The 26,472-nt window shown below is 39.2% G+C and carries 23 protein-coding genes and 2 tRNA genes; 13 read left to right on the top strand and 12 right to left on the bottom strand.

Translation table 11 applies throughout. The features are described 5' to 3' along the window. Positions 1 to 250: 250 nt before the first annotated feature. The 4 genes from CXF74_RS06855 to rsgA form a co-directional block, all read right to left on the bottom strand. The gene (locus CXF74_RS06855) at positions 251 to 1,312 is read right to left on the bottom strand and encodes a potassium channel family protein (protein ID WP_101081674.1); all 1,062 of its coding nucleotides are present in this window, start codon (positions 1,310 to 1,312) and stop codon (positions 251 to 253) included. A gap of 214 nt (positions 1,313 to 1,526) precedes the next feature. Next, positions 1,527 to 3,059 (bottom strand): threonine ammonia-lyase, biosynthetic, encoded by a 1,533-nt coding sequence (gene ilvA, locus CXF74_RS06860; RefSeq protein ID WP_101081675.1) that lies wholly within the window; start codon positions 3,057 to 3,059, stop codon positions 1,527 to 1,529. A 137-nt stretch (positions 3,060 to 3,196) separates the two neighbouring features. After that, positions 3,197 to 4,039 carry an archaetidylserine decarboxylase gene (gene asd, locus CXF74_RS06865; RefSeq protein ID WP_101081676.1) on the bottom strand — a complete coding sequence of 281 codons (843 nt, stop codon included), beginning with the start codon at positions 4,037 to 4,039 and terminating at the stop codon, positions 3,197 to 3,199. A 95-nt stretch (positions 4,040 to 4,134) separates the two neighbouring features. Beyond that, positions 4,135 to 5,175 (bottom strand): small ribosomal subunit biogenesis GTPase RsgA, encoded by a 1,041-nt coding sequence (gene rsgA / locus CXF74_RS06870; protein WP_101081677.1) that lies wholly within the window; start codon positions 5,173 to 5,175, stop codon positions 4,135 to 4,137. A 117-nt stretch (positions 5,176 to 5,292) separates the two neighbouring features. Here rsgA and orn point away from each other — a divergent pair, with 117 nt between their 5' ends. The 3 genes from orn (at position 5,293) to CXF74_RS06885 (ending at position 6,185) form a co-directional block, all read left to right on the top strand. After that, on the top strand, positions 5,293 to 5,829 hold the full coding sequence (gene orn, locus CXF74_RS06875; RefSeq protein ID WP_101081678.1) for an oligoribonuclease: 537 nt from the start codon (positions 5,293 to 5,295) through the stop codon (positions 5,827 to 5,829). 165 nt (positions 5,830 to 5,994) lie between these two features. Then, positions 5,995 to 6,069, top strand: a tRNA-Gly gene (locus tag CXF74_RS06880). A gap of 41 nt (positions 6,070 to 6,110) precedes the next feature. Next, positions 6,111 to 6,185: transfer RNA gene (locus tag CXF74_RS06885), tRNA-Gly, on the top strand. 164 nt (positions 6,186 to 6,349) lie between these two features. Here the strand turns inward: CXF74_RS06885 and CXF74_RS06890 are convergent. Then, the gene (locus CXF74_RS06890) at positions 6,350 to 7,258 is read right to left on the bottom strand and encodes an endonuclease/exonuclease/phosphatase family protein (RefSeq protein WP_232772465.1); all 909 of its coding nucleotides are present in this window, start codon (positions 7,256 to 7,258) and stop codon (positions 6,350 to 6,352) included. A 657-nt stretch (positions 7,259 to 7,915) separates the two neighbouring features. On the opposite strand from CXF74_RS06890, the gene ndk reads away from it, so the two are divergent. The 5 genes from ndk to CXF74_RS06910 are packed head-to-tail and all read left to right on the top strand — an operon-like array spanning position 7,916 to position 10,257. Further along, positions 7,916 to 8,350: a nucleoside-diphosphate kinase gene (gene ndk / locus CXF74_RS06895; RefSeq protein ID WP_101081731.1), complete on the top strand. Its 435-nt coding sequence runs from the start codon at positions 7,916 to 7,918 to the stop codon at positions 8,348 to 8,350. Between the two features lie 14 nt (positions 8,351 to 8,364). Beyond that, positions 8,365 to 9,237, top strand: coding sequence for a prepilin peptidase (locus tag CXF74_RS06900; RefSeq protein ID WP_101081679.1), 873 nt, complete (start codon positions 8,365 to 8,367; stop codon positions 9,235 to 9,237). Then, entirely contained in the window at positions 9,237 to 9,770 is a 534-nt protein-coding gene (tadA, locus tag CXF74_RS06905) for a tRNA adenosine(34) deaminase TadA (RefSeq protein WP_101081680.1), read from the top strand. The genes CXF74_RS06900 and tadA overlap by 1 nt, the downstream gene beginning before the upstream one ends. Next, the gene (locus CXF74_RS22155) at positions 9,760 to 9,930 is read left to right on the top strand and encodes a hypothetical protein (RefSeq protein WP_198552806.1); all 171 of its coding nucleotides are present in this window, start codon (positions 9,760 to 9,762) and stop codon (positions 9,928 to 9,930) included. Before tadA ends, CXF74_RS22155 begins: the two co-directional genes overlap by 11 nt. 51 nt (positions 9,931 to 9,981) lie before the next feature. Continuing rightward, complete coding sequence (locus CXF74_RS06910) at positions 9,982 to 10,257, top strand: hypothetical protein (protein ID WP_101081681.1); 276 nt, start codon at positions 9,982 to 9,984, stop codon at positions 10,255 to 10,257. Between the two features lie 11 nt (positions 10,258 to 10,268). On the opposite strand, the gene CXF74_RS06915 is transcribed toward CXF74_RS06910, so the two are convergent. The 3 genes from CXF74_RS06915 to sstT form a co-directional block, all read right to left on the bottom strand. After that, positions 10,269 to 11,816, bottom strand: coding sequence for a DUF3369 domain-containing protein (locus CXF74_RS06915; protein WP_101081682.1), 1,548 nt, complete (start codon positions 11,814 to 11,816; stop codon positions 10,269 to 10,271). Continuing rightward, positions 11,813 to 13,432: a sensor histidine kinase gene (locus CXF74_RS22160; RefSeq protein WP_198552807.1), complete on the bottom strand. Its 1,620-nt coding sequence runs from the start codon at positions 13,430 to 13,432 to the stop codon at positions 11,813 to 11,815. The genes CXF74_RS06915 and CXF74_RS22160 overlap by 4 nt, the downstream gene beginning before the upstream one ends. A 180-nt stretch (positions 13,433 to 13,612) precedes the next feature. Further along, the gene (gene sstT / locus CXF74_RS06925; protein ID WP_101081683.1) at positions 13,613 to 14,827 is read right to left on the bottom strand and encodes a serine/threonine transporter SstT; all 1,215 of its coding nucleotides are present in this window, start codon (positions 14,825 to 14,827) and stop codon (positions 13,613 to 13,615) included. 586 nt (positions 14,828 to 15,413) lie between these two features. Between sstT and lgt the strand changes: the two genes are divergently transcribed. The 3 genes from lgt (at position 15,414) to CXF74_RS06940 (ending at position 18,256) form a co-directional block, all read left to right on the top strand. After that, complete coding sequence (lgt, locus tag CXF74_RS06930; RefSeq protein ID WP_101081684.1) at positions 15,414 to 16,238, top strand: prolipoprotein diacylglyceryl transferase; 825 nt, start codon at positions 15,414 to 15,416, stop codon at positions 16,236 to 16,238. Further along, positions 16,238 to 17,089, top strand: coding sequence for a thymidylate synthase (locus CXF74_RS06935; RefSeq protein ID WP_101081685.1), 852 nt, complete (start codon positions 16,238 to 16,240; stop codon positions 17,087 to 17,089). Before lgt ends, CXF74_RS06935 begins: the two co-directional genes overlap by 1 nt. A gap of 129 nt (positions 17,090 to 17,218) precedes the next feature. Next, positions 17,219 to 18,256 carry a lipid A deacylase LpxR family protein gene (locus CXF74_RS06940; protein ID WP_101081686.1) on the top strand — a complete coding sequence of 346 codons (1,038 nt, stop codon included), beginning with the start codon at positions 17,219 to 17,221 and terminating at the stop codon, positions 18,254 to 18,256. 24 nt (positions 18,257 to 18,280) lie between these two features. Here the strand turns inward: CXF74_RS06940 and CXF74_RS06945 are convergent, their stop codons facing one another. The 3 genes from CXF74_RS06945 to CXF74_RS06955 form a co-directional block, all read right to left on the bottom strand. After that, complete coding sequence (locus CXF74_RS06945; protein ID WP_101081687.1) at positions 18,281 to 20,599, bottom strand: putative bifunctional diguanylate cyclase/phosphodiesterase; 2,319 nt, start codon at positions 20,597 to 20,599, stop codon at positions 18,281 to 18,283. Positions 20,600 to 20,609: 10 nt separating this feature from the next. Beyond that, on the bottom strand, positions 20,610 to 21,536 hold the full coding sequence (locus tag CXF74_RS06950; RefSeq protein WP_101081688.1) for a transporter substrate-binding domain-containing protein: 927 nt from the start codon (positions 21,534 to 21,536) through the stop codon (positions 20,610 to 20,612). Positions 21,537 to 21,699: 163 nt separating this feature from the next. Then, the gene (locus CXF74_RS06955) at positions 21,700 to 23,103 is read right to left on the bottom strand and encodes an aminotransferase class V-fold PLP-dependent enzyme (protein ID WP_101081689.1); all 1,404 of its coding nucleotides are present in this window, start codon (positions 23,101 to 23,103) and stop codon (positions 21,700 to 21,702) included. 445 nt (positions 23,104 to 23,548) lie between these two features. Here CXF74_RS06955 and CXF74_RS06960 point away from each other — a divergent pair, with 445 nt between their 5' ends. Next, positions 23,549 to 25,153, top strand: a complete 1,605-nt coding sequence (locus CXF74_RS06960; protein WP_101081690.1) for an ABC-F family ATPase — start codon at positions 23,549 to 23,551, stop codon at positions 25,151 to 25,153. A 59-nt stretch (positions 25,154 to 25,212) separates the two neighbouring features. Here the strand turns inward: CXF74_RS06960 and CXF74_RS06965 are convergent, their stop codons facing one another. Next, a complete protein-coding gene (locus CXF74_RS06965; RefSeq protein WP_101081691.1) occupies positions 25,213 to 25,830 on the bottom strand; it encodes a thiol:disulfide interchange protein DsbA/DsbL in 618 nt (205 codons plus the stop codon). Positions 25,831 to 25,949: 119 nt separating this feature from the next. On the opposite strand from CXF74_RS06965, the gene CXF74_RS06970 reads away from it, so the two are divergent. Beyond that, complete coding sequence (locus tag CXF74_RS06970) at positions 25,950 to 26,399, top strand: tellurite resistance TerB family protein (protein WP_101081733.1); 450 nt, start codon at positions 25,950 to 25,952, stop codon at positions 26,397 to 26,399. Positions 26,400 to 26,472: the final 73 nt, after the last annotated feature.

Here is a 26,472-nt window from a genome sequence, read left to right on the forward strand (position 1 = left end):
ATTATTATTTGTATTTTTTGTTTTGTGTCAAACTATATCAACAGTGATACTTTCTAGTTTCATTAAGAATATACTTTTGGGAAATAATGAAGGTTTAGGTTATGCAATATTTGTTAGGGCATTATTGATAGGAATAGAATAGATGACTGCTGATTGGTGACTTTTCGAGAAGGAGGTGTTGAGACTGATAGCCATATTACTCCATCCTCCAGTGGATAAAGTAATACGACTATTAGTGTGTAATAGGGAGCTAAATATCTTGCCAGTTAATTGCATCTACATCGATGCGTTCATTGGCAATGTAATGCAGGAAATCATCGGTTTTAATGATTTGATCAAGCGCTGGGTTAAGTTGCATATCATCGCCATTTTTGAAATGACTCAAACCAATTAATATCATGCCATGTTCCCGCTTCAAGCTATGAAACAGTGTCCCAAAATCAAGCGTATGCTCCAGATGAGGCGTTTGTAAACAATAAAGCGTTGCACCTGAGAGTGTTGAAAGTAGCTGTTCGGTCACTTGGCTTGAGCCAGGATCTTGCATGCTACGTACCATCATTTTTGCGCTGTTATCGATGCTACATTCAATACGTGGGCAATGCATTTTCAGTAATTGTGCTTTGGTTTTATCAAAGAAATGCGCTGAAATATTGGCATCTTGGGCTGCAAAGGTCGCGATACTAAGTGCAATAGACAGCGTTTCATCATCTGATTTTCCATCAACAATAATACGCTTCGCTTTACTAATACCCACTCTGTCTAACTCTTTTTTATCAGAGAAGGTACGTACTCTGGCAAAAGAGACATCCACATTATCTTGAAAAGGATTTTTAATGTCATCGGTAACACACAGTAAAATTTGGCGTTTTTTACGTTTCTTGTCACCCAAAATTAGCTTCACGATTTGTCTTGTTGAATGCTCGTCCCAGCATAGCAGCAGGATGTGATCATCATAATGGTAAAAATCATTGCTGCCGTTCATATTTCTTCTCGCTATGTTGATAAATAGTTGCGTGACTTTACCAATAAAAGAGGCAAAGACGATTAAACCAGAGGGGATTTGCCAAAACGAGACAATCGCTTTTCCCGCATAAGTCAGCGGGCTAAAATCACCAAAACCGACGGTTGAAACCACCACCATATTGTAATAAAAGAACTCTAACGGGTGATTAACCAGCTCGCTTTCACCTGCTAAAAAAAACAGAAAGTAGGTGATCGCAGTTTGCATCACCACTAACGAGAGCATCGCAGGCCAGCTCATCCGCCTTGCTAAACGTCGAAATAAGCGATTAATTCGTTTGCTAGGGAGCATGCATAATTCCTATTATTTATGTAACTACTCAGGCAGTCGCTATTTAAGGTCTGTTCAAGGTAAAGCTTCAGTTATCTGACGATAACCGTGTTAAAAAATGCTCATTTAAACAACTAAACTGCGCTTTTTCGCCTTGAACTAAGCATAAATAGCTTAGTCCTGAGCAGTTACTGTCTGTTTCATATAAAAGCACTCGTTTTAGCCGGGTGGTTACTTATTTATTAGCTAAGAAAAAACGATACGCTTGGTTGTCTGTTTCATCTTTATAGTTATAACCCAGTGCTTCAAGATGTTCATTGAATGAATGCATGTTCTCAGCTTTGACTTCAAAACCAGCTAATACCTGCCCATAAGCAGCACCATGGTTACGATAATGGAATAGGGTAATGTTAGCGTGTGTGCCAAGCATGTTTAAGAACTTAACTAACGCGTTAGGGTGTTCTGGGAATTCAAAGCTATAAAGTCGTTCTGTTAAGTTTTCAACGGGTGCACCACCGACCATATAACGCAGATGTAGCTTTGCAACTTCATCGTGGCTTAAATCGGCAAACCTATAACCTCTGGTGGTTAAATTGTCCGTTAACCCTGCCAATTCTTCAGCACCTTGTGGGGTGCGTACGCCAACAAAAATATTCGCTTCTTTACGTGAATTAAAACGATAATTGAATTCAGTAATAGCACGGCCATCAAGCTCATTACAAAAAGTTAAAAATGCACCTTGTCGCTCTGGAATAGTAACCGCAAGAATGCTTTCTTTTTGTTCGCCTAATTCACAACGCTCTGAAACATAACGCAAACCATGAAAGTTAACATTTGCACCACTTAAAATGGCGGCCAGTTGCTCATTCTCAAGTTGGTGTTGTTGGCTATATTTTTTAAGTCCGGCAAGGGAAAGGGCACCTGCAGGCTCTGCGATAGCGCGAGTATCTTCAAAGATATCTTTAACCGCCGCACAAATTTCATCGCTATTAACGGTAATGACTTCATCAACGTATTGTTGGCATAAACGAAAGGTTTCAGTACCAATGGTTTTTACGGCAACACCGTCGGCAAACAGGCCTACTTTACTGAGGGTAATTGGGCCACCATGATCCAGCGCCACTTTTAAACTCGCTGCATCTTCAGGCTCAACCGCGATAATTTTAATATGCGGTAACAGTTGTTTGATATAAACAGCGATACCCGCGGCTAAACCACCGCCACCCACAGGCACAAATATTTTATCAAGATGCACATTTTGCTGAATTAACTCTTTGGCAATCGTGCCTTGACCTGCAATCACATCACTATCATCAAAGGGATGAATCAAAGTGTAGTTATGCTCTGCTGCAAGTTCTTTACAGTGCTCGCTGGCAGCATCAAAGCTTTCGCCATGTAATATGACATCAGCACCTAATAAGCGTACTGAACTCACTTTAATATCGGGCGTCGTTTTAGGCATGACAATCGTTGCTTTGATAGCCATTTTCTTAGCGGAAAATGCAACACCTTGTGCGTGATTGCCCGCAGAAGCTGCGATAACACCACATGCTTTTTGCTCAGCAGATAAACTCGCTAGTTTGTTATACGCGCCACGCAATTTAAATGAATGCACGGGTTGTCTGTCTTCTCGCTTTAATAATATGTGGTTATTAAGGCGTTTAGATAACTTCGTCATTGGCTGTAATGGTGTTTCAACGGCCGCTTCATAAACAGGAGCTAAGAGTATTTTTTTTAAATATTGGGCTGCGGATAATGGCTGTGTCATGGTGTGATAAGTGCTCGCGCTTGAGAGTGGATAATCAAACGGGGACGGGACTTTAGTCCCGCTGTTTATTAAAGCTACACTGGGCTTCAGCCCCGCAAACTACACTAGGCTAAAGCCTAGGCCCCGGAATCGTGATTTTATTTTACTGTTGCAAATAGTTCGCCTAAACGTGTGACTGAGCCTGCTGCCAAGTCATCTGCAAAAGCGATGCTGTCTTTTGGAAATAGCGCAACAATGGTACTGCCGAGTTTAAAGCGACCCATTTCTTGTCCTTTTTCAAGGCGAATATCTTGGTCAGAATAATCGGTGTATTGGATCTCTTTACCTTTTAACGTGCCAGCCCAAACTGTTTCGATGCTCGCTACAATCGTTGCACCGACTAATACCATCGCCATTGGGCCTATTTCTGTTGAGAAAATAGCAACGGCGCGCTCGTTACGTGCAAATAAATTTGGCACGTTTTCAGCGGTTAATGGGTTTACTGAGAACAGATCACCAGGAATAAAGATCATTTGCTCTAATTTACCGGCAATTGGCATATGAATACGGTGGTAATCTTTTGGCGCTAAATAAACAGTCGAGAAGATGCCTTCGTCAAAAGGAGCTGCAACATCATCACGTCCACCAAGCAGTTCACGTAAACTAAAATCGTGACCTTTAGCCTGAAAAATACGGCCTTCTTTAATGTCACCTTGTTGGCTTACTTTTCCGTCTACAGGCGTAGCAAGATTATCATCACCTTCAATAACAGTACGGGCACCTTCTTTTAGCTCGCGCGTAAAGAAGTCATTAAAAGTATCAAAGTGTTCTGGTTCTGAGTGTTTTGCTTCGCTCATATCGATTTTGAATTTTGCGATAAATTGTTTAATTAAAAAGGTAGTGAATTTACCCATTTTGGCTGCTGCTAATTTACCTGTGAAACGTGATAAAAGGTGTTTAGGTAAAATGTATTGGCCAATAATTTTTAATTGATCGATCATAATGTTCTCTACTTAAATGATGATGTAACACCCCTTGTTAAAGAGGTGCGTTTATAAATTTAGTTCAAGATGAACTCGACTCGAGTAATCATATCTTAATACGTGTTTGGATCTCGATGGCGTGCATTTTTTGCATCGTCCATGGTTTCTAAAATACGTAAGAAACTACGGTAGCGTGCATCATCGATTTTCTTTTCTTCGACTGCTGCCACTAATGCGCAACCTGGATCCGCTTTGTGTTTACAATCTCTGAAACGACATTCACCTAAGTAATCTCGAAACTCAATAAAACCACTGGCAATACGCTCTGCTGCTAAATGCCATAAAGAGAATTCACGAATACCCGGGCTATCAATAAGATCGCCACCTTCAGGGAAGTGATATAAACGTGCAGTAGTCGTGGTATGTTTACCAAGACCTGAGCCTTCAGATATTTCACCGGTAACCGCTTCAACTTCTGGTAGAAGCATATTCAGTAATGAAGTTTTACCTACACCTGATTGGCCAACAAAAATATTGATTTTGTCTTTCATTACCGCTTTTAAGTTATCAAGACCATCACCGTGCATTGAGCTATAAAGCACGTTATAACCGATATCTCGGTAGCTTTGTAATTCATTATCAATATGCTCACGTGACGCATCATCTAATAAGTCACTTTTATTAAGCACGATAATGGGTGTGATACCAATGTCTTCACAGGCGACTAAATAGCGGTCAATAATATTACGCGAGAAATCAGGCGCAATAGAGCTAACAATTATAATATGATCAATGTTAGCTGCAATCGGTTTGATACCGTCATAATAATCTGGACGTGTTAGTACGGTTGTACGCGGGTGAACAGCTTCAACCACGCCACTAATGCCGTGGTAAGACTCGTTACCCGCACGCCATACGACTTTGTCGCCAGTTACTAATGATTTGATTGCGCGACGTAAATTACAACGTTCAATGTTGCCATTTTCATCTTCGATATCAGCATGTTGTCCAAAACGGCTAATGACCACACCTTGAAGTTGTGGACCAAGTTCAGTTTCATCCCATTCTTTGCTCTCTTTTTTATTCAATCGTTTATTCTGATTGCTTTGAACACGACGGACTTGATTTTGGCTGAGTTTTTTCTTCTTAGTCACAGGCTTCCTTAACGATTACTTAACTATCACATGTTGTATTAATCAAGTATCATACTATATTTTGTAGATGATTTAGCAAAAGAGCGCTCTCTCGTAGAGAAAAGGATCACAATAAGCATGAATAATAACTTAATATGGATCGATTTAGAGATGACAGGTCTTGATCCAGAGACAGATACCATTATTGAGATCGCTACCGTTGTAACGGATAGTGACCTGAATGTGATTGCTGAGGGGCCTGAAATAGTGATCCATGAAAGCAAAGAAAAAATGGATGCTATGGATGAATGGTGTGTAACACATCATGGCGAGTCTGGTTTAACAGACCGTGTTCTCAATAGTAAAATTAGCTGTGCACAAGCAGAGCAAGAAACACTCGCATTTTTAAAGAAATGGACTGAAGCTGGCGCGTCACCTTTATGTGGTAATAGTATTGGTCAAGATCGTCGATTTTTAGTGCGTTATATGAAAGAGTTAGAGTCTTACTTTCATTACCGTAATATTGATGTCAGTACCATTAAAGAGTTAGGGCGTCGTTGGGCACCAGAAATGACAAACGCTCATAAAAAGCAGGGAACACATCTCGCAATGCTCGATATTCAGGAATCTATTTCTGAATTGAAACATTACCGTGAGAACTTCTTTAAGTTTTAGCCTCTTTTTTAAGCGTAAATTTTACATTTGCGCAAAAACTCAGCAAGCAAGCTTTGGATTCACTAAAAACAGTAAATAAAGCTTGCATTCATTTGCCTCCTCTCTATAATCGCCCCCATACGAAGCAGGCATCTCCTAGATGCTTTCCTAGTAAGAAAATGAAGCGCGGCACTAGCTCAGTGGTAGAGCATAACCTTGCCAAGGTTGGGGTCAAGAGTTCGAATCTCTTGTGCCGCTCCATTTTCCTTCTAACTCGTATAAAAAGTAAAAAAGAATGAAGCGCGGCACTAGCTCAGTGGTAGAGCATAACCTTGCCAAGGTTGGGGTCAAGAGTTCGAATCTCTTGTGCCGCTCCATTCTTACTTACACACCTCAGTGACAAATAACACCCTCATAAAAAATACAACTCCATTAAAAAATAAAAACACTCTCTAATTACCCATCATTTATTTAAAAATAAAGCCTTACTCGATTTATGCTCGTGTTATTAATTAAACGCAGGCCTTTTAGCTATCTATAGCTACAAATTAATAACAGAGGGTGATAGTTCAAAGGTTACTAACTGTGGATTATGGTCCGACGCATCAGTGATTATGCTTTTTGCCTCAATGACGTTTAAACCTCGAAAATAAATATGATCCAGCGGTAAACCAAATACGGTTAGACGCTGATCATCATCAAACAAAGCCTCTGAAAATCCTGATTTGATTAATGACTGTTTCACCTCTGATAATCTCGCATCTGTCCAAGTATTAAAATCACCACTAAAAATAATCGGTCCGCTATGTTGCTTTATTAATGCCAGGTAAGGGGAGAGTTGCTCACGTAAGGGTTGTTCGGTCAGAGTGAAATTAACGCCGTGTAAATTAATCAATAATAATGTCTGTTGACTACCTTGAATCGGATAGGTACTTGCAAGCCCTGTTTTAGGCACCCAAATCCAAGGCTCTGGATAAGCACTGCCACATAATGATAAGGGGGCCACTCTGCTTAAGGTATTTACCCCATAAATGAAATTGTTATATTTGAAAGCGTAGTTGTGTAGATAAGAAAGTTCTTTTTGGACACTAAATTGTATTAATGCAGGCGAGAGTTTAGCTTCTTGCAAGGTTATAAAGTCAGCACGATCAGCCCACTCTTTTAAACTGTTTTCCCAGTTTTGGTTTTGTTGTTTAAAAATATTCCAATTGAGCAGGGTAAAAGGAGAAGAGAGTTCTTTTTGATTGGTGTTGATTGATGCTTTTGAAAGTATCGGGCACTGGGTTTGATAATACTGATTGTTTTTAGCCAGTATGGTGAGTTGCTCTGGTGAGTCTGGAAAAAAGGCATGCGCATTACCCAAGCCTAGTACGGTCAGGAGTAATAAAATAACAATACAAATAGGTTTGCGTATCATTGTTATTAAAGGAAATGTGAGCTGTCGATCCATATACCTATATTCCAGTTGATAGAGTGGAGTCTTACTGGTTATACCCAAACTACCTGAAGATGCAGATTCAGAGGCTCGCTCGGATGTCAGATTAAGGCGCGACATGAAGAGAAGGGTTATTCCCTTTTCGAATGTTGTAACGCAGAGCTGGCTTTCGAGCGAACCTCCCGTAGGGCCAGGTGAGAGATACCCCTCTTCTGTGTTATGAAGCATTGATTTAGAATGACTAAACCTTCAACTTCATGCCTTGAATATGGCTACCTCTCAACTGGCTGATTCCTGCATCTTCAAGTAGCTTGGGTATATACCGATGTTACCTCAAGATGCTTTGTCAGGTACAAGCTCGGTAACCAGAGCAAGGCGAAACATGAGGTAACCTTCTACCGGTAAGATTAAACAAAAGGCTTTAATCTCCTATTGTCATTCACTTTTCGATTGTTGTAACGATGGGCTGCCATGGTTGAGTAATAAGCGAGCTTGTACCCCAGAGGGCAAGGCAAATTACACCAGTCTACTTCGTTATAAAATATCGGCTTAGAGTGACTAGGCTTCACTTTTATGCCTCGTATCCTGTCACAATTTTCCTTGCTGACCTTGCATCTTGAAGTCTCATCGGTATATATTGCGCGTTCCATTCCTCTTTTTAAAGTAGTTATTATGCCATTACAACGAACACTTTCAATTATCAAACCCGACGCAGTGCGTAAGCAACATATTGGCGCAATTTTAGGTCGCTTCGAGCAAGCACAATTAACGCCTGTTGCAATTAAAATGGTGCAAATGACACAAGCACAAGCAGAAGCGTTTTATGCAGAGCATAAAGGCAGAGAATTTTTTGAACCGTTAGTTGAGTTTATGACATCAGGTCCAATTACGGTGCAAGTATTACAAGGTGAAAATGCAATTTCACATTACCGTGAAGTGATTGGTACAACAGATCCAGCACAGGCTGCACCGGGTACTGTTCGTGCTGATTTTGCTGAATCTATGCGTCTTAACGCAGTACATGGTTCAGATAGCCCAGAGTCTGCATCACGCGAGATTGCTTTCTTTTTTACAGACGATGAAATCTGTCCACCTGCTGAAGCTTAAGGTAAACCCATTAAATGAATGATTTTATGATGTTGATGGAGCAAGTGCCTGAGCTTCTTTATGCTTGCGTAACCATTCTTGGCGTATTGATAGGATCATTCTTAAATGTAGTTATCTATCGCTTACCAGTGATGATGGAGCGTTCATGGAAAGCAGAGTGTGCAGAATGTTTTCCCGATGCAAACATCAAAGTAGATGAAGAAGTTTTTAATCTTGTTTTACCGCGATCTCGCTGCCCTAAGTGTAATCATTTAATTGGTTCCAGTGAAAATATCCCACTGGTTAGTTGGTTATTCCAGAAAGGTTGCTGTAAACATTGTGGCTGTAAAATTAGCAAACGTTATCCGAGCATTGAGCTGTTAACTGGTTTTATGTCGTTAGCCGTTGCTTTTGTTGTGCCATTTGGTTGGCCATTACTGTTCGCATTAGTATTTACATGGGTCTTGATAAGCCTAACGTTTATTGACTTTGATACCATGTTATTACCGGATCAGTTGACACTACCACTGCTTTGGCTTGGCTTGATTGTTAATATATCAGTTACGTTTAGTGGCTTAACCGATGCTGTACTTGGCGCTATCTTTGGTTACTTAAGTTTATGGTCTATTTATTGGGGCTTTAAGTTAGTAACCGGTAAAGAAGGCATGGGTTATGGTGACTTTAAGTTATTAGCCGCGCTGGGTGCTTGGTTTGGTTGGCAGGCATTACCGATGATTATTTTGCTCTCTTCTTTTGCGGGTGCGATTATTGGCATTGCTGTTATTGCTGCTTCAAAAGATAAACAAAGTCGTCCGATGCCATTTGGGCCTTACCTTGCAATCGCAGGTTGGATTTACTTGGTTTACGGTTTTGAGCTTAATGAGCTTTATTACTCTTTGGTATTGTAGTGTCTGAATTAAATTTGCAACAACAAACAGATGAAAAATGGATGGATTACGCTTTATCACTTGCGCATAAAGCGGAGCTAGAAAATGAGATTCCAGTAGGGGCTGTTTTGATTAAAGATGATCAAATCATCGCCGAAGGCTGGAATCTTTCCATTCTAAATCATGATGCCTGCGGACATGCTGAAATCATGGCTATTCGTAATGCGGGTCAGGCGTTAGAAAACTACCGCCTTATTGATTGCACGCTTTATGTTACGTTAGAACCTTGCCCAATGTGTGCGGGCGCGTTAGTACATGCTCGTATTAAACGTCTTGTTTATGGTGCAGGGGATTATAAAACAGGCGCCGCTGGCAGTGTTTTCGACTTAGTACGCAGTGATAAGCTCAATCACCAAATTGAAGTGACGTCTGGTATTTATGCTGACGAGTGTGCCATGAAAATAAGCGCGTTTTTTAAACGTCGTCGTAAAGAAAAAAAAGCACTGAAAAAAATGGCGACAGAGGCTACGACAAGGGAACAAAATGACATCTAAAATAGTAAATTTTGAAATAGAAAAAGAAACCAAAAACAGCATTCGTTACAAAGAAGTACCGGAAGAAGGGCAACCGCCGATTGTGGGTAGCTTGTATGTGCAAAAATGGTTTGCTGGAAAGAGTAAAAATATTCAAGTCACTATTGAAAAGAAAGATTAATCTCTTTGCTTTTTTGAGGTGTTGCTGGATATTTTAAAGGGGGAGGTTGCTATGAAAGTCGCTTTTACAATGTGTACTTTATTACTGCTTATTGCTGGTTGTAGTACGAGTGATTCAACGTACAGCCCTCTCTCTGATTTTGAGCAACAGCAATTACAAACCTATCAATTAAATCACGCGTTCCTTTCTGGCTGTGTCACAGAGAAACTCGCGGATATTAACCGTGATTATTGTGATAAAGAAAATAACTTCTGTAATATCCCGCCTGAAGCGACATTTAATTTTCTGCAGTGGTTAGTAGTTTATCAAGCCTGTATTGCTAAATGATAAGGGCGCTATCAGCTCGGGTCACTTAGCTCTTGTCCAATCTTCAAAAAATCCTCTTTATTATCCAAAAATAGCGTCACTAAGCGTGGTTCAAAAAACGCACCTGACTCCGATTGAATATATTCTAATACGCTTTCAATACCCCACGGTTCTTTGTAAGCACGTTTAGAGCAAAGCGCATCAAAGATATCAGCTAACGCACAAATGCGCCCATAAATAGGGATATCTTCCCCTGATAGCCCATTTGGATAACCTGTTCCGTTCCATCGTTCATGATGTGTACCTGCAATAATGGCGCCGGCATCAAGTAATTCTAACCCTGAGCCCGTAAGCATGGTTTCACCTAACTGGGCATGTGTTTGCATAGTGACCCACTCATCTTTATCTAATTTTGCGGGTTTATTTAAGATGCGATCAGGAATACCGACTTTACCAATATCATGTAATGGCGATGCAAATAGTATCACTTCGCACTCTTCTTCATTTAAACCATATAGTTTGGCTAATAATTCACAATATCTAGCGACACGTTTAACGTGATAGCCTGTTTCATTAGAACGACTTTCAACGACTTCGGTTAAGCGATATATCACTTCGCGTTGTGAGCTTTTCATCTGTTCATTTAATTCAATGTTCTTCAGTCCGACCCCTAAATTCTCAGCAAAAACCTCTAATAAGTGTCTGTCTAATTCATTTAATGGATGATCGGTCGCGATGTAAAACATCACTGAATGAGATTCATTTTTGCAGTAGATGAGTATTTCATTTTCGGTAAAAACAGAGTGTGCTTGTTGCAATGCTTGATTCAGCAAATCTTGGAAAGGGAGTTGGTCTAAATGTGAATATTGTTCTTCAACATTGGAAAATACACCGGTACCACAAATCGTTTGTAAAGCTTGTTTGTGATGGTCCATCTCAATAGCATGGCTATCAAGGTTCACTAACATCGCATCGTTCACTTTTAACAAGGCAATAATTTGTTCTAATGCTGCTTTAGTAAAGGTAAAAAATCCGAGTTTATCCATGACATTACGTGTTGCCTGAACAACTTGTTCCATGCCTTGTTTGCTTTTTTCTAAAATCATAATGTGCTGATAAGCACGCAATGCGGTCAGTGTTGCGGTATATAATTTTTGGGCGGTTAACTCTGTTTTTGCCTTGTAATCATTAATGTCATAATCACGAATCACGGCTTGCTCTGGTGCTTGACCTGGCTGGCCTGTTCTTAATACGATACGTACATTTAAATTTTTATGTTCTTCGCGAATCCATTTGGCTAGATCTAACCCTGCGTGCTCTGTTTCCATCACCACATCAAGCAAGACCATCGCAATATCATTATTGTTTAAAAAGGCATCTTTACCCTGTTGTGCAGACATCGCATTAATAAATTTTAAGGGTCTATTATCAAAAGAAAAACCCGTCAAGGCCATCTCGGTGACACGATGAATCTCTTCTTCATCATCAACCACTAAAACATTCCAAGGCTGTTTTACTTCTTGTTCGCAGACTTCTTCCTCGGCAAAAAAATCATCACTAAATAGGTCGTTGTCACTCATTTTGTCACCTTAATAGGTAAAGTTATGTCGAATTTTAATCCCGATGGTTTAACGTGAGAAAGTGCTACTTGACCATCTAATTTTTTAATAATGTTATAGACAATATTTAAACCCAACCCTGTGCCACCTTTGCCTCTTTTTGTGGTAAAAAAAGGTTCAAATAATTTCGCTAAGGCATCATTTTCTACACCGGTGCCGGTATCAAAGTAACAGATGTGTAAGGTTTTTTTATCAATGTGTGCTTTTATTTCAATAGTGCCTTTAAGGTTTGATTGAAAGGCGTGTAGCAGTGAATTGTTCACTAAATTGGTGATGATTTGATTTAACTTACCAGGACAACTGTAAATACATAAGGCGCTATCGATATGGTTAATAAACTGGATAGGTTTATTTTTAAATTGGTGTTGAAAACTCTTTTTAATATTGTCAATTAGCTCTTTGAGGTCAATGTCTAACGAGGTATCAATAGACTGATCAACGGCCAATTGTTTGAAGCTTTTTACTAAATCTCCAGCACGCATCAAGTTATCTTGAATAATTTCACCACTCTCAATTGCACAGTGGAAATAATCATCTAACTGCGATTTTTTCATGGTTTTATTAACGTAGTGTTCATTAATGCTTTGAGTCTGTACAACAAGATGGGAAGCCGCCGTAATACCAATGCCGATAGGGGTATTAACTTCATGGGCGATGCCTGCTACTAGGCTGCCTAACGAGGCGAGTTTTTCTGATTCAATTAATTCATTTTGTGTTTTTTCTAATAGTGAAATTTTATCTTTCAATTGAGAAGATCGCTGCTCAACTAAAGACTCCAAATTATCATTAATATCTTTGAGTTTTTTTAAGTTATTAAAGCGTACGATGCTATGCCCTAACGCTTGCCCTAATTGGCCTATTATCTCTTTTAACCAAGGTTGAAGTGGGCGTTTTTTAATTAAATTATCGCACGCTATCCATCCGATGGCGGTATCACCATCCCAGATTGCCGCCATTGCACTCCAACCTTTACCGACTACTTTATTGTAATAGAGAAGGTCAATATCATTCCATACTTGTACATTTTCTTTTGAAGCAAGTGTTAGTGCGACCCAAGGCGAATCAGAGATAGGAGAACGAAAACCTCTTTCATCTTTAACAGTGCCATCTTGGTCTGTACCCCAAGTGCCAATCATTTCATTAGTCTCAGTGTCGAGCAGGAAAATAGCGAGGCGATCCAGATAAAGGTGTTGTTGCGCTTCAATGATTGATTGTTGGTATAACTCATCAAGTGTTGCCACTTGGCTAATACGACGAGTAATCGCATGTAATTTCCCCATTGTATCGGCAAAATTTTTCCAACTCGATTCGTCTATTTTTAAGTGGTTAAATTGGTAACAATATAAGTTATCAATACAGGAGACATGTTCCACTTGCAGTGAAAAAGAAGAAAAATTAGGGTGCTGATATTGATCTGCAGGTAGGTCTCTTAAGAAATTAGATAGATTTGTCGTGCTATGTGATAGCAAGTTAGTGAGTGCTTTACTAGCGCAACTGTATTGCTCTTCTGGTTCGAAAAGTAACATTAATTCTGGCGATTGAGTGCAGTATTCTTTAGCCCAATTTGAAATGCTCATAGATTCCCTAACTAAACAATGTTTATTAAAGCTAGTTCAAGGAGTGAATTATTTCGAGTAGATAACTCTTTTTTAAGTAATTAATGGGGGTTATATAGGATTAATATTAGGAGAGAAACGACAGTATTAAATGAGTAAAGATAATCATTTAATACTGTCGTTATTTTACATTAAAATGTGTTATTTATTTTCTTCAGCACGACAAGCTGCTACGGTAAATAATACATCCGTTGAGCTGTTTAATGCTGTTTCCGCAGAATCTTGTACAACACCAATGATGAAACCAATAGCGACAACTTGCATTGCAACTTCATTTGGCACACCAAACAGGCCACAAGCTAGTGGAATAAGTAATAGTGAACCACCTGCAACACCTGAGGCACCACAAGCTGAAACCGCTGCCACAATACTCAATAAAATAGCCGTTGCTATATCAAACTCAATGCCTAATGTATGCACTGCAGCAAGCGTTAATACTGTGATAGTAATCGATGCGCCGGCCATGTTGATAGTTGCACCCAGTGGAATTGACACAGAGTAAGTATCTTCGTGTAGGTCTAATTTCTTACAAATTTCCATGTTAACTGGAATGTTAGCAGCAGAACTACGTGTGAAGAAAGCTGTTACACCTGACTCGCGTAAACATTTGAATACTAACGGGTAAGGATTAGTACGTAGTTTTAAATAAACCAGTGCAGGGTTAATCACTAATGCAACAATTAACATACAGCCAATCAATACCACTAATAACTGTGAGAAGCCTAATAGCGCATCGAAGCCTGTTGCTGCTACTGTTTGTGCTACTAAACCAAAAATACCGATAGGTGCAAAACGGATAACCATATGAACAATTTTTGTTACTGCATTAGAAACATCATGCAATGTGTTTTTTGTGCTTTCGTTTGCATGTTGAAGTGCAAAACCAAGACCAATACCCCAAGCTAAAATACCGATAAAGTTACCAGTCACAAGTGCATTAACTGGGCTGTCGACAATTTTAAATAACAAAGTATTTAAAACTTCAAGAATACCTTCTGGTGGTGTTGCTTGAATGTCAGTCGCTGTTAATACCAATGTTGTTGGGAACAATACACTGATAATTACCGCTGTTGTTGCAGCTAATAATGTACCAATCAGGTAAAGATGAATGACTGGCTTAAGGTTGGTATGTGTGCCTTTTTTCTGGTTTGCAATAGAAGAGGCTACTAAAACAAATACCAAAATAGGTGCAACGGCTTTTAACGCGCTAACAAAAAGACTACCAAAGAAAGACAATGAAAGTGCCGTTTCTGGTGAGATTGTAGCGAGCAAAATACCAGCAACAATACCAATGACAATCTGTACTACTAAACTACCATTTAAAAATCGTTGAAATAGAGTGGGGTTGGAGTTCATATAACTTACCTGTTGTAATGATTAAGTGCAGAGGTGATAAGTCCATTTATTACTGTGCAGTGAATTTATTACCTATTCTCAATCAAGGTGCTGAATGTTGCATTTGATTGAGAATGGGTAGACACCATCATGGTGTAATGGCGTGCATTGTAGATAGATCAAAAATTATTGCATGTGTTTACGTCATAGATTTTAACAAAATCACTTTTTATTGATCATTTACATGGGGAAGTGAATTGTACTCTAAGTGTTTTTTGGTTGTGTTTTGTTCGTAACTAACTGATATAAAATAGAATGTTGAATGCAACAACAAATGTAAAACGAGTCGCTTTATTAACGCTAAACATGATTTTTTGTTGCACTAATGTTAAATGTTTTCCGCGGGTCTTGTTTTGCTTCCTGGTTAAGCACGCGCCGCGCTTTCTTTAAAGAAAAGTTAGACGGCTTAAACGGTTGGCTGACCTTCTAATACGTAGATTAAAAGGTCTAATGTAAATAATTGCTTAAAGGAATTATCGAGTTTCGCTAACGAGTCCAAGCAGGTATGATAATGTTCTTTATCAAATCATTATAATGAGACAAATAAATGTCTGCTTCAAATTTTGTTTTACCTCTAATTGATCCTATTGCGATCAGCTTAGGGCCTCTCGATATTCGCTGGTACGGCTTAATGTATCTAGTGGGTTTTATTTTTGCTTTCTGGATGGCAAATCGTCAATGCGATCGCTCAAATGGTGTATGGACACGTGAGCAAGCGAGTGACTTACTCTTTTACGGTTTTATGGGGGTTATTCTCGGCGGGCGAGCAGGTTATGTTTTCTTCTATCAATTCCCACAATTCTTAGATAACCCTTTATACCTGTTTAGAATATGGGAAGGCGGTATGTCATTCCATGGTGGTGTTATAGGGGTCGTTACTGCGATTGTTTTTTATGCGCTTAAAAATAAACGTTCTATTTTAGCGGTGGGAGATTTTATTGTCCCATTATTACCTGTTGGTTTAGGCGCGGGTCGTATTGGTAACTTTATCAATTCTGAATTATGGGGGCGTGTCACTGATTCTCCTTTCGGTATTATCTTTCATAATGGTGGCCCTCTTGCGCGTCATCCATCGCAACTTTATGAGTTTGCACTTGAAGGTGTGGTTCTGTTTATTATATTAATCGTATTTATTCGTAAACCTCGTCCAGCGGGATCGGTGGCAGGGCTATTTTTATTAGGTTACGGCATCTTCCGAATTATCGTTGAATTTGCACGTGAGCCAGACGCACACCTTGGGTTCTTAACCTTTGGATTAACCATGGGACAAATACTGTCAGTACCGATGGTTATTGCGGGTATTGCTTTGATTGCTTATGGCTACAGTCGTAAAAACACAGAAAATTCTACGCTAAAAAGTGAGAGTAAATAATGAAACAGTATTTAGATTTATGTCAGCGTATTGTTGAAAAAGGTGACTGGATTGAAAATGAGCGTACCGGTAAGCGTTGCTTAACCGTGATTAACGCAGATTTGGAATATGATGTAAAAAATAATCAGTTCCCGATGATCACCACACGTAAAAGTTTTTACCGTTCTGCAATCGCAGAGTTTCTAGGTTATATCCGTGGTTACGATAATGCTGCCGATTTTCGCGCATTAGGCACTAAAACATGGGATGCCAATTCAAACCTTAACGAAGCATGGCTTAATAACCCTGCACGTAAAGGCACTGACGACATGGGGCGTGTTTACGGTATTCAAGCGCGAAGCTGGAAGAAACCCGATGGTAGTGTTATCGATCAACTTCAAAAGGTAGTTGATAACTTAACTCAGGATATTGATGATCGCGCTGAAATCGTGACGTTTTATAATCCTGGTGAGTTTGATATCGGCTGTTTGCGTCCTTGTATGCATACACATACTTTTTCGTTAGTCGGTGATACTTTGCACCTAACGAGTTATCAGCGTTCTTGTGATGTCCCTCTAGGACTTAACTTTAACCAAGTGCAAGTATTTACCTTCTTGGCATTAATGGCGCAAATAACTGGCAAAAAAGCAGGTACGGCTTACCATAAAATTGTCAACGCACATATTTATGAAGACCAGCTTGAACTCATGCGTGACGTGCAATTAAAACGTGAACCGTACGAGTCACCACAGCTAAAGATCAATCCAAAAATCCAATCTTTAAAAGATTTAGAAACATGGGTAACAATGGATGATTTTGAAGTTGTCGGTTATGAGCATCACGAAGCGATTAAGTACCCATTTTCGGTATAACCTTTAGGTTTCATATTTTTAATCGATTCAAGTTATCAACATAGATAAACCTTAAACAATAAAACAACCTTATCAGTCCGGTGGGGTTGTTGATTTCCCCCACAATCAGTCAATAGCGAAAATTATATTATGGATAACATTTTTACTCGCCCACTTAGTCTCTGTCACCTTGTTGCACCCCTTCTGTTTACTTCAAGTTTTGTCAGTGCAACGGAACAACCAGAGATCAATCACTGGTCTCAGTTTACCTTTGAAAATGACGTGATGGCGCTCGTTAATGCCAGTGATGATGGTTATAGCAATGGTATTTCTTATGCATGGGGACGTTCGCAATACGATAGCTTTGAGTCGCTAGATATACCACAATGGATCCGTTATATCAGTGATTGGACTTTTATCAATCAAGGGGATAGCAAGACCTATGCGATTTCCTATGGGCTTTCTCAGTCTATGTACACACCCACTGAAATAGAAGAGCCAGCGTTGATTGAAGATGATCGTCCCTATGCCGGTACGATGTTATGGCACGCTAAAATCCGCAACTTTGCAGATAATCGAGCGAACAGCCTAGGGTTGTCGCTGGGTATTGCCGGTCCTGCTTCATTAGCAGAGCAAAGCCAGACAATTATCCATAAAGCGATTGGTGCGACAACACCAGAAGGCTGGGATAACCAGATAAATAACGAATTGGTTTTTCGTGTTTCAGGTGAGCATATTGAACGTTTTTATGATTATAAATTCACTGACACGGTTGGCTTTGATGCAAGCTCATACAGTGAAGCGGGAATAGGTAATTTACGCAGTGATGTCGGTACTGGTTTGACCTTTCGAATTGGTAACCTGTTAGATGGCAGTTACGCGTTTATTAATCCCGTTAATAGTCAATCGGCGAATGTATTAAGTAGCAAAGGGGAAGGGTTCTATTGGCAGGCTTTTGCGTCTGCTTATGCAAGTTATGTCTTTAATGATATTAGCTTGGATGGTAATACGTTTTCCGATAGCCACTCTATCGAAAAGGTTAACGAGCAAGGACTACTGAGTTTAGGGGTATTCTTGATGTACAACTCTTGGGGTGTTGCGTTCGCTACCCAACGCGGTAACGAACAGTTTGTAGGCCAAGACAGTACCAGTAAATATGGCTCTGTAACGATTAGTTACCACCATTAAATAGAAGCACTGAGAATTGTTTTTTTAACTGAAAGAACGGTTCTTCTCTGCGATTAATAACGCTTCAAACTCAAGTGCGGGCAACGGCCTACTGAACATATAACCCTGGCCGTATTCGCAATTAAGTTGTTTGAGAAAATCAGCTTGCGCTTGCTCTTCTATTCCCTCTGCAACCACTTTCATATTAAGTGCTTTCGCCATTGCGATAATGGCGGTGACCAACGATCTATCTGATTCATTGGTTTCTAAATTCATCACAAATGCGCGGTCTATTTTTAGCTTACTAAAAGCATATTTCTGCAGGTAACTTAATGCCGAATACCCTGTGCCAAAATCATCGATGGTTAGTTGAATACTTAAATTTCTCAATTCAGTTAACATGCTACTCAATTCATCCTCTTGATTGATGAGTAAACTTTCAGTCACTTCTACATCGAGTTTGTCACTGGGTAATCCAGTTTGCTCAAGCACACTTTTAATTTGTGTTAAGAGCGCATGGCAGTCTCTAAACTGCACACTAGAAAAATTAACCGAGATTTGTATGGGTATGATTGTTTGCCATTGAGCCGCTTGCTGGCACGCTTCTGTTAATGCAAATTCACCAAGAGAATGAATTAAGCCATTACGCTCAGCGAGTATGATAAATTCATCGGGAGGCACTGCACCAAGTTCTTCATCGGTCCAACGCATCAATGCTTCTGCACCAATAATACAGCCTGTTTTTAAGTCCACTAAGGGTTGGTAATACATCTCTAAATCATTATTTTCAATGGCATAACGTAATCGTCGGTTAATGGTGACATTACGTAATACATCTACATTCATGGCTGCATTGTAAAAGCTAAAGTTATTACGGCCTGCATTTTTAGCGCGATATAGTGCCATGTCTGCACATTTCAACAGGTTCTCAGGTGTTTCGCCATCCTGCGGATAAATAGATAAACCGATGCTGATGGATGTGAAAAATTCTTGTCCATGTAAATGAAAAGGTTGCTCGAATAGAGACAGTATTTTTACTGCCAACATAGTCGCTTGCTGGTTGTCTTTTAGCTCAGGTAAAATAAGTAAGAATTCATCACCGCCTAAACGCGCAACGGTATCGGTTTTACGCACTGAATCAAGTAAACGCTTACTGGATTCAATAAGCACTTCATCTCCTGTGCTATGGCCGAGCGTATCGTTAATTTGCTTAAAGTTGTCTAAATCAAAGAACATGATTAAAATTTTGGTGTTATTACGTTTACTCACTTCAATGGCATACGCGAGCTGGTTTAAGCTGTAATTACGGTTAACAAGGCCTGTTAGTGAATCATGGGTTGCTTGATACTCCAATATTTTTTCAGTCGCTTTACGCTTACTAATCTCCTGCTCTAGTTGGAAGTTATGCACAGACAATTGTTGCTGTTGATATTGAGAGGTACTGACCTCTGTTTGTAAAACAGTATTATTATGTTCGATACGAATCAGGTAATAAAGACCACCAAATACAGGAATTGCGAGTAAAGAAATGACGACAATAAACCAGTGAGAGGTAAATAAATCTTGTTCGTTAACTGCTTCATACCAGCCGGTTAGCGTAAGCGGGGTATTGCTAACAGGGGCATCTAAAAAGTGTAAATCATTATCTTCTATCGCTTGATTTTCGCTTAGAGTACTGCTGTTATTTAATGAATTCCAAATGAAAATGTTGCCAACAGCACTTTTTAATTCTAAACGGCTAGGACTATCGAGGTATTCTTGAGTCACCAATTGTTGAGCAATAATTGGCGGGTTAATTTCTGCTGCGATAAATGCAATAGGGTCACCGTTCAGATAAACGATTTGTAATAACTTGATACTGAGGTTGTTATCTAAGTGTTCAATGTGGATGGAATTGCCATCGTTAATTAACGCTTCAACATTAATACTGCCTAAATTAAAGGGGATCTGGGTATTATCAAGGATCATGCTTCCATTAAGATTGATCAGTGAAATACGCTTGAAAATAGGGGCTTTATCAATTTTTCTGTCAAGACAAAGCTGCTTAATTAAAGATTCTAATTTAAATAAGCTCGATCCTAATCCATAAGCCATGGACATGCCTGCGCTTCGGTTGTAAAAATAAGTGCTCATGGTTTTATCCTCTGATAAAACCAATATATCTTCCTGCGAAATGCTAAAAAAATAACTTAAAGTGTCTGCGTAATGCGCCACTTTTAACTGTAATTCATTGTGTTGCGATTCTTTTAAACGGTTTTGTCCGAGGTTAATTACGGTTAAAACAAGCGCTAAATAAGCGCCTAATACAAGACCTGCATAGATAATAATGGTTTTACTGGAGGTAAACTTCTTTTCGCCTGACATTGTTTATTCGCTATGATTTGATGGTGAAAAACTCACCATAGAAGTGGAAAACGGAAGGGTAGTATTTTTTAACGAGTCGATTATAACTGCCATCTTTTCTTAGCTGACGTAAATATAAATTAAACGCATGACGTAATTCAGGTGAGTCCTTACGAAAAGCGACGGCCATAAATTGATCTTCTGAAATAGGTCCTATTACTTTAATTTCTCCTGGCCATTTTTGTAATGCAATTAACGTATCAGGCACATCTAATAAAGTGCTTTCGGCATCATCGTTTAAGATAGCGGGAATCATTTCATTGAGTTTTCTTGCAGTTACTGGAAAAATTAAATTTGCACCTGTTTGCTGTAAATTATATAAGTCAGGGTCTAAGCAAGAATGTTTCATTGCGAGTACATTAACATTGTTGATTAATTTTTTTACTTGCTGGATATCGAGGTCGGTAGAGCCTGCGGGGGTGATAGGGTGTAAATTTGAATCTGCACGCGCAACTAACCATACTGCGGAAGGAAAATATTCATCTGAAAAATCCACTACCTGTTTTCGCCAATCAAGCGTAGTTGCGCCATTTGCGATGACATCACCTGCAATTTTTTGTTTATGTTCGCCGATAATGAGCTGTCCATTTTTATAGTGGGCACTTTCCCCATTGAGTAGCGTAAAGACATTTGCCCAATCGGCTTTTACATATTCATAACGCACACCAATATGTTTCGCAAAACCTTTCATTAGTTCAACATCAAGACCTGCCTCAACCGTTTTATTACCTTGCTTGTATTGAGTAACAAAATTGGCATAAGGAACACCGATATGGCGTAATACACCCTTGGCTTGAATTTCAGCCAGATCGTAAGCCTGTACAAAAAAGCTAGATAGCAGAAGACAGAAGGCAAAAAGGGAACGATTGCAGAGGAGTGTTGTTAATTTTTTTTTCATTATTAATCCTTTCAATTAATAAAGGTACTTTGTGCTTGATTATGTATTTATTAGCATAGGCAACTTTTGACTAAGTTGTGACTAAATATAGGGGGTTTATGTGTAAAAACAGAAAGAAAGGTAAATACGATGACTTTTATTTCTGTTTTTTCGGTGCCAGTGTTTAAATCGTTTGATATATCTGCTGCATCGCATTAACCAGTTCAAATACATCTTTTTCATCGTGGAAAAGATGTGTTGAAATTCGCAACGCATGCGAGTCATTTACATCGGAAGAGTGCACTTTAAAATCAGTAGTACGGATGATAAAACCGGTGTTTTCACGCAGCTTATCTCTAAATGCGGTCAAGATCGGTAAATCATGTTGATCGTCATAAGGGTTAAAGGTACTCAGACCACTGCTTAACTCGCTGATATTAGGTGCGTAAAAGTGGGCGTTAGGAAAGGCTTCTAATAAAAGATCCTTACATAATTTACTTAACTGTAAAATACGCGTCTCTATTTTTTGTCGGCCTATTTCATCCCAAAGTTCACAGGTATCACAAAGCGCTTGTTTGGCGGGATAATTGTCATTACCTATATATTGAAGCTGTAATTGTGTGCCTAGGTAATCTGCATGGCCGAGTGATGAGTTGATAAACCACAATGGGTTTTCTCTGTCAGACCAGTATTGGTCAAGACGATTTGCATTGTTGAGTACAAATAAAATACCGGTTGCCCCTGGACCACATTGCCATTTGTGACCGGATCCTGCGTAAAAATCACAACCAATATCATGAAAATCAAGATTAAACATACCCACTGTATGCGCGCCATCGATCAAGGTTGGGATGTTATTTGGAATCGCGACTTCTTGGCAAATTCGTTTCGCGGGCAGTGCGGTACCGGTTTTATAAGTGATATGTGAAAACGTAATGAGGCGAATACGTGACCCGTAGTCTGCAACCGCATTAGCAAAAATATCCACAAAGTCCTGCTCGCTTATTTCATTGCTACCGGTATACACGGGAATATCAAGGTAAACGACTTCAACACCGTAGCGCTGAGTAATAACATGAAAAGGGGAGCTGGCGGCTACATGTTCATGATGTGTTGTTAAAATGACATCACCCGCTTCAAAATGTAATCCATTAAGAATGCTACACATGCCATCGGTGGTATTACGGCTGAGGATTATTTCATTTGGCAGTGCGCCAAAACCTGGGGCTATTTTGCTAATCATTTCTGATACGTATGGCCATTGTCCAAATTTTCCCTGCATATCCCATGGGTTTTTAGCGACAATATAATTGTTTTTATCGTAATCTTTGAGTACTGATTTTGGCATTGAACCTGTGGTGCCAATATTCATATAAGTGGTTTTTTTATCAAGTCGAAACTCTTTTTTTACCTTTTTCCAAAAGTGCTTATCTGAGCTTTTATTGTTTAACTTTTGCCAATGAGTGCCCGCTTGTAATTCGCTACTGAACACAGTTGTACCTAACCCAGTTAAAGCAATACCTGCAGTACTCTTAAGAAAAAAACGACGCTCTAGCGAGGTTTCTTTTTTAGTCTCTTGTTCACTCATTGTTAACTCCAAAGATTAAAATATCACGAATCAATGAGCTTAGGATGCTTTTATGAAAGGGGTGTTAAAAAATCCAATCAAACAATATTTATATTCGAAATTTTGAAGCTGATCGTCTCACTCACATTTATGCCTTAATAAGAGGGAAGTAAAGCAAGATGTACTTTAACTAATGAGTCCAATCAAAGGCTTACTTGAGTTGATTCTGTGAGACGCATTTTTACGCGTGTTGCTCGAACTTTACACATAATGATACTTATTTCTCCACTCGTTTAAAAAATAGTCAATAAAGGAGGAAATTTGATGAAGATCACGTATACTGCGCCACCGAATAAACACCTTTCAACGATGAGACGTGTTTTTCACTCATTATTTTATTTACCGTTATGTGCAATATTACTAGTTCGCTAGTTAATATCAATTAGCTAACACTAGGAATACCAACATGCTTGCAACGTCTAACATCACCATGCAATTCGGCCCTGAGCCATTGTTTGAAAACATCTCTGCTAAATTTGGCCACGGTAACCGTTACGGTTTAATCGGCGCTAACGGCTGTGGTAAATCTACTTTAATGAAAATCATGAGTGGTGAATTAGCACCTACATCAGGCAATGTTTCAATCTCGCCTGGATTTAAAGTCGGTACCTTAAGCCAAGATCAATTCGCTTTTGAAGAATCAAACGTAATTGATACCGTTATCATGGGTGATACCGCGTTATGGGAAGTGAAGCAAGAACGTGATGCTATCTACGCAAAACCAGATATGACTGAAGAAGACGGTATGCGTGTTGGTGATCTTGAAAGCCAATTTGCTGAAATGGATGGTTACAGTGCAGAAAGTCGTGCTGGTGAAATCTTATTAGAAGCGGGTATTGAAGAATCATTCCATTACGGTTTAATGCAACAGGTTGCACCAGGTTGGAAACTACGTGTTCTACTTGCACAAGCGCTGTTCGCAAACCCAGAAATATTATTACTTGATGAGCCAACGAATAACTTGGACATTCATACTATTAGCTGGTTAGAAGCTGAGTTAAACAAACGTAAATGTACCATGATCATCATCTCGCATGATCGCCATTTCCTAAACTCTGTTTGTACACATATGGCTGATATCGATTACGGTGAATTACGTATTTACCCAGGTAACTACGAATTCTTCCTAGAGCAGTCTGCGTTATTACGTGAACAGTTACTTTCAGGTAATGAGAAGAAAAGTGCAGAAATTGCAGAGCTACAAGACTTCGTTAACCGTTTTGGTGCAAATGCATCTAAAGCAAAACAAGCAAGTTCTCGTGCTAAAAAAATGGACAAGATTAAATTAGATGACGTTAAATCATCAAGCCGTATGACACCAAGTCTTAGCTTTGCACCAGGTAAAAAGATGCATCGCCAAGCGTTAGTATTAGAAAACCTAGGCCACGGATTTGATGACGAAATGTTATTTGAAAAAGGCGATGTTATTTTAGAAGCGGGCGCAAAGCTTGCTATCATCGGTGAAAATGGTGTTGGTAAAACAACTTTCCTACGCTGCTTAGTGAATGAGTTAGAAAATAAAGAAGGTGTTGTTAAATGGTCTGAAAATGCGATCATTGGTTACTGCCCACAAGACAGTGGTCACCTGTTTGAAAATGAATTAACCATTATGGATTGGATGTCGCAATGGCGTAGAACATGTCATAGTGATTTAATCGTACGTGGCATGTTAGGTCGTTTATTATTTAGTGATGACGATGCAAACAAAAAAGCACGTAACTGTTCTGGTGGTGAGAAAAACCGTCTGTTATTTGGTATGTTAATGATGTCTGATTTAAACGTATTAATTATGGATGAGCCAACCAATCACATGGATATGGAAGCGATTGAAGCGTTAAATAACGCGCTGAAAGAGTTTGAAGGTACGTTAATTGTTGTAAGTCATGACCGTGAATTCGTTTCATCACTAGCAACACGTATTATCGACATTAAAGATAAAGAAGTGGTCGATTTCCAAGGTACATTAGATGAATACTTAGCAAGCCAATCAGAAGCAATGAACGCTGCTTAATTGATTTAGCTGGGCTAATGAAAAAGCACGAGTATTAAAACTCGTGCTTTTTTTTATCTTTATTTTGTTAATAAGTATTTAATCGTTTCCGCTATCTCTTCTGTTTTACCATGTCCCGCCGTAATCACCTGATACTTTCCTTTTACAATAAAAGTGGGTACTGCGTTAATTTTTGACTGTTCTGATAAAAGCGCAATCTCATCAACACGTTTTAATAACAATTCTGTTTGTTGATCGTCGTAGTTAAACGGACTAATCAACCCACGTGATTCAAAGGCTTTACCCATCACAGCTTTCTTTTGCTCAATGGTGCTGTCCTGTGGCATTTGAATCGCGTCAAATAGGTCATTCATAAACGCATGATCGGGTACGCCACCTGTTTGCATTTCTGCTGCATAATAAAACATAGCTGCAATCTGTGCTGATTGGTTAAAAACAATATGCATTTTGGCAATATCTTGGCCGAGTGATTTCTCTAACTCAGGAAGTATCGCTTCCATTTTTTTACAGTGACCACAGCCTAAAGAAAAGACCTCTGTAACAGGATCAAATTTTTCACTGTTTAATGTTGTTGGTAGCTGTTGATATTGTTGCCCTTCAACAGGGATTGATGTTTCGTTGCATGCACTAAGAAAAGAGATAAATGCAAGACTGATTAAAAGGGTTTTAAATTTCATTGGGGGCCTTAAGAATGGTTATAATATTTTATTGTGAACTTTTCATAAGCTAGGCTTACCAATAGATAATACATCCTGCACCTAATGCAAACATGATTGATTTCAATGAGAGAGCTATTTTGATAAAAAAAATAACCAATTATCTCGCATCAATATTAAAAGTAGATGCTGAAAATGAAAAAACGGACCATCGCCTCGCCATCGCGTCACTATTATGTGCCGTTGCTTATGCCGATCACGATACCTCTGATGTTGAACGAGTCGCCATTGAGGCAAGTTTAATTAAACTATTAAGTGTTGATAAAACACAGGTGCAAGCGGTGATGAAGTTAGCCGAAGAGGAAGTGCTGCAATCAACGTCTATTTTTGATTTTACTTCGCAGCTTGAAGATCTTGATCATGATGAACGTATTAGTGTTATTGAAGCAATGTGGCGCACCGCTTATGCAGATAACCACTTAGATGAAATAGAAGAAGCGATCATTCGCCGTGTTGCAGGGTTAATCTATGTGCCTCACAGCGAATTTATTCGTACAAAATTAAAAGTATTAGCTGATATTTCAGCGTAATTTATTAAAACACTAAAGTACCTACTCAGTACCCTGCTGAAACGTATCTGTTTTATACGAAAACAGACAGTAA

Source organism: Psychromonas sp. Urea-02u-13 (assembly GCF_002835995.1).
Lineage (GTDB): Bacteria > Pseudomonadota > Gammaproteobacteria > Enterobacterales > Psychromonadaceae > Psychromonas.

Bases quoted from the DNA above. Each gene is read 5' to 3' on its own strand.
- CXF74_RS06855 (WP_101081674.1), bottom strand. From the start codon at position 1,312: ATGCTCCCTAGCAAACGAATTAATCGCTTATTTCGACGTTTAGCAAGG.
- ilvA (WP_101081675.1), bottom strand. From the start codon at position 3,059: ATGACACAGCCATTATCCGCAGCCCAATATTTAAAAAAAATACTCTTA.
- asd (WP_101081676.1), bottom strand. From the start codon at position 4,039: ATGATCGATCAATTAAAAATTATTGGCCAATACATTTTACCTAAACAC.
- orn (WP_101081678.1), top strand. From the start codon at position 5,293: ATGAATAATAACTTAATATGGATCGATTTAGAGATGACAGGTCTTGAT.
- CXF74_RS06890 (WP_232772465.1), bottom strand. From the start codon at position 7,258: ATGGATCGACAGCTCACATTTCCTTTAATAACAATGATACGCAAACCT.
- ndk (WP_101081731.1), top strand. From the start codon at position 7,916: ATGCCATTACAACGAACACTTTCAATTATCAAACCCGACGCAGTGCGT.
- CXF74_RS06900 (WP_101081679.1), top strand. From the start codon at position 8,365: ATGAATGATTTTATGATGTTGATGGAGCAAGTGCCTGAGCTTCTTTAT.
- CXF74_RS22155 (WP_198552806.1), top strand. From the start codon at position 9,760: ATGACATCTAAAATAGTAAATTTTGAAATAGAAAAAGAAACCAAAAAC.
- CXF74_RS06910 (WP_101081681.1), top strand. From the start codon at position 9,982: ATGAAAGTCGCTTTTACAATGTGTACTTTATTACTGCTTATTGCTGGT.
- CXF74_RS06915 (WP_101081682.1), bottom strand. From the start codon at position 11,816: ATGAGTGACAACGACCTATTTAGTGATGATTTTTTTGCCGAGGAAGAA.
- CXF74_RS22160 (WP_198552807.1), bottom strand. From the start codon at position 13,432: ATGAGCATTTCAAATTGGGCTAAAGAATACTGCACTCAATCGCCAGAA.
- sstT (WP_101081683.1), bottom strand. From the start codon at position 14,827: ATGAACTCCAACCCCACTCTATTTCAACGATTTTTAAATGGTAGTTTA.
- lgt (WP_101081684.1), top strand. From the start codon at position 15,414: ATGTCTGCTTCAAATTTTGTTTTACCTCTAATTGATCCTATTGCGATC.
- CXF74_RS06935 (WP_101081685.1), top strand. From the start codon at position 16,238: ATGAAACAGTATTTAGATTTATGTCAGCGTATTGTTGAAAAAGGTGAC.
- CXF74_RS06940 (WP_101081686.1), top strand. From the start codon at position 17,219: ATGGATAACATTTTTACTCGCCCACTTAGTCTCTGTCACCTTGTTGCA.
- CXF74_RS06945 (WP_101081687.1), bottom strand. From the start codon at position 20,599: ATGTCAGGCGAAAAGAAGTTTACCTCCAGTAAAACCATTATTATCTAT.
- CXF74_RS06950 (WP_101081688.1), bottom strand. From the start codon at position 21,536: ATGAAAAAAAAATTAACAACACTCCTCTGCAATCGTTCCCTTTTTGCC.
- CXF74_RS06955 (WP_101081689.1), bottom strand. From the start codon at position 23,103: ATGAGTGAACAAGAGACTAAAAAAGAAACCTCGCTAGAGCGTCGTTTT.
- CXF74_RS06960 (WP_101081690.1), top strand. From the start codon at position 23,549: ATGCTTGCAACGTCTAACATCACCATGCAATTCGGCCCTGAGCCATTG.
- CXF74_RS06965 (WP_101081691.1), bottom strand. From the start codon at position 25,830: ATGAAATTTAAAACCCTTTTAATCAGTCTTGCATTTATCTCTTTTCTT.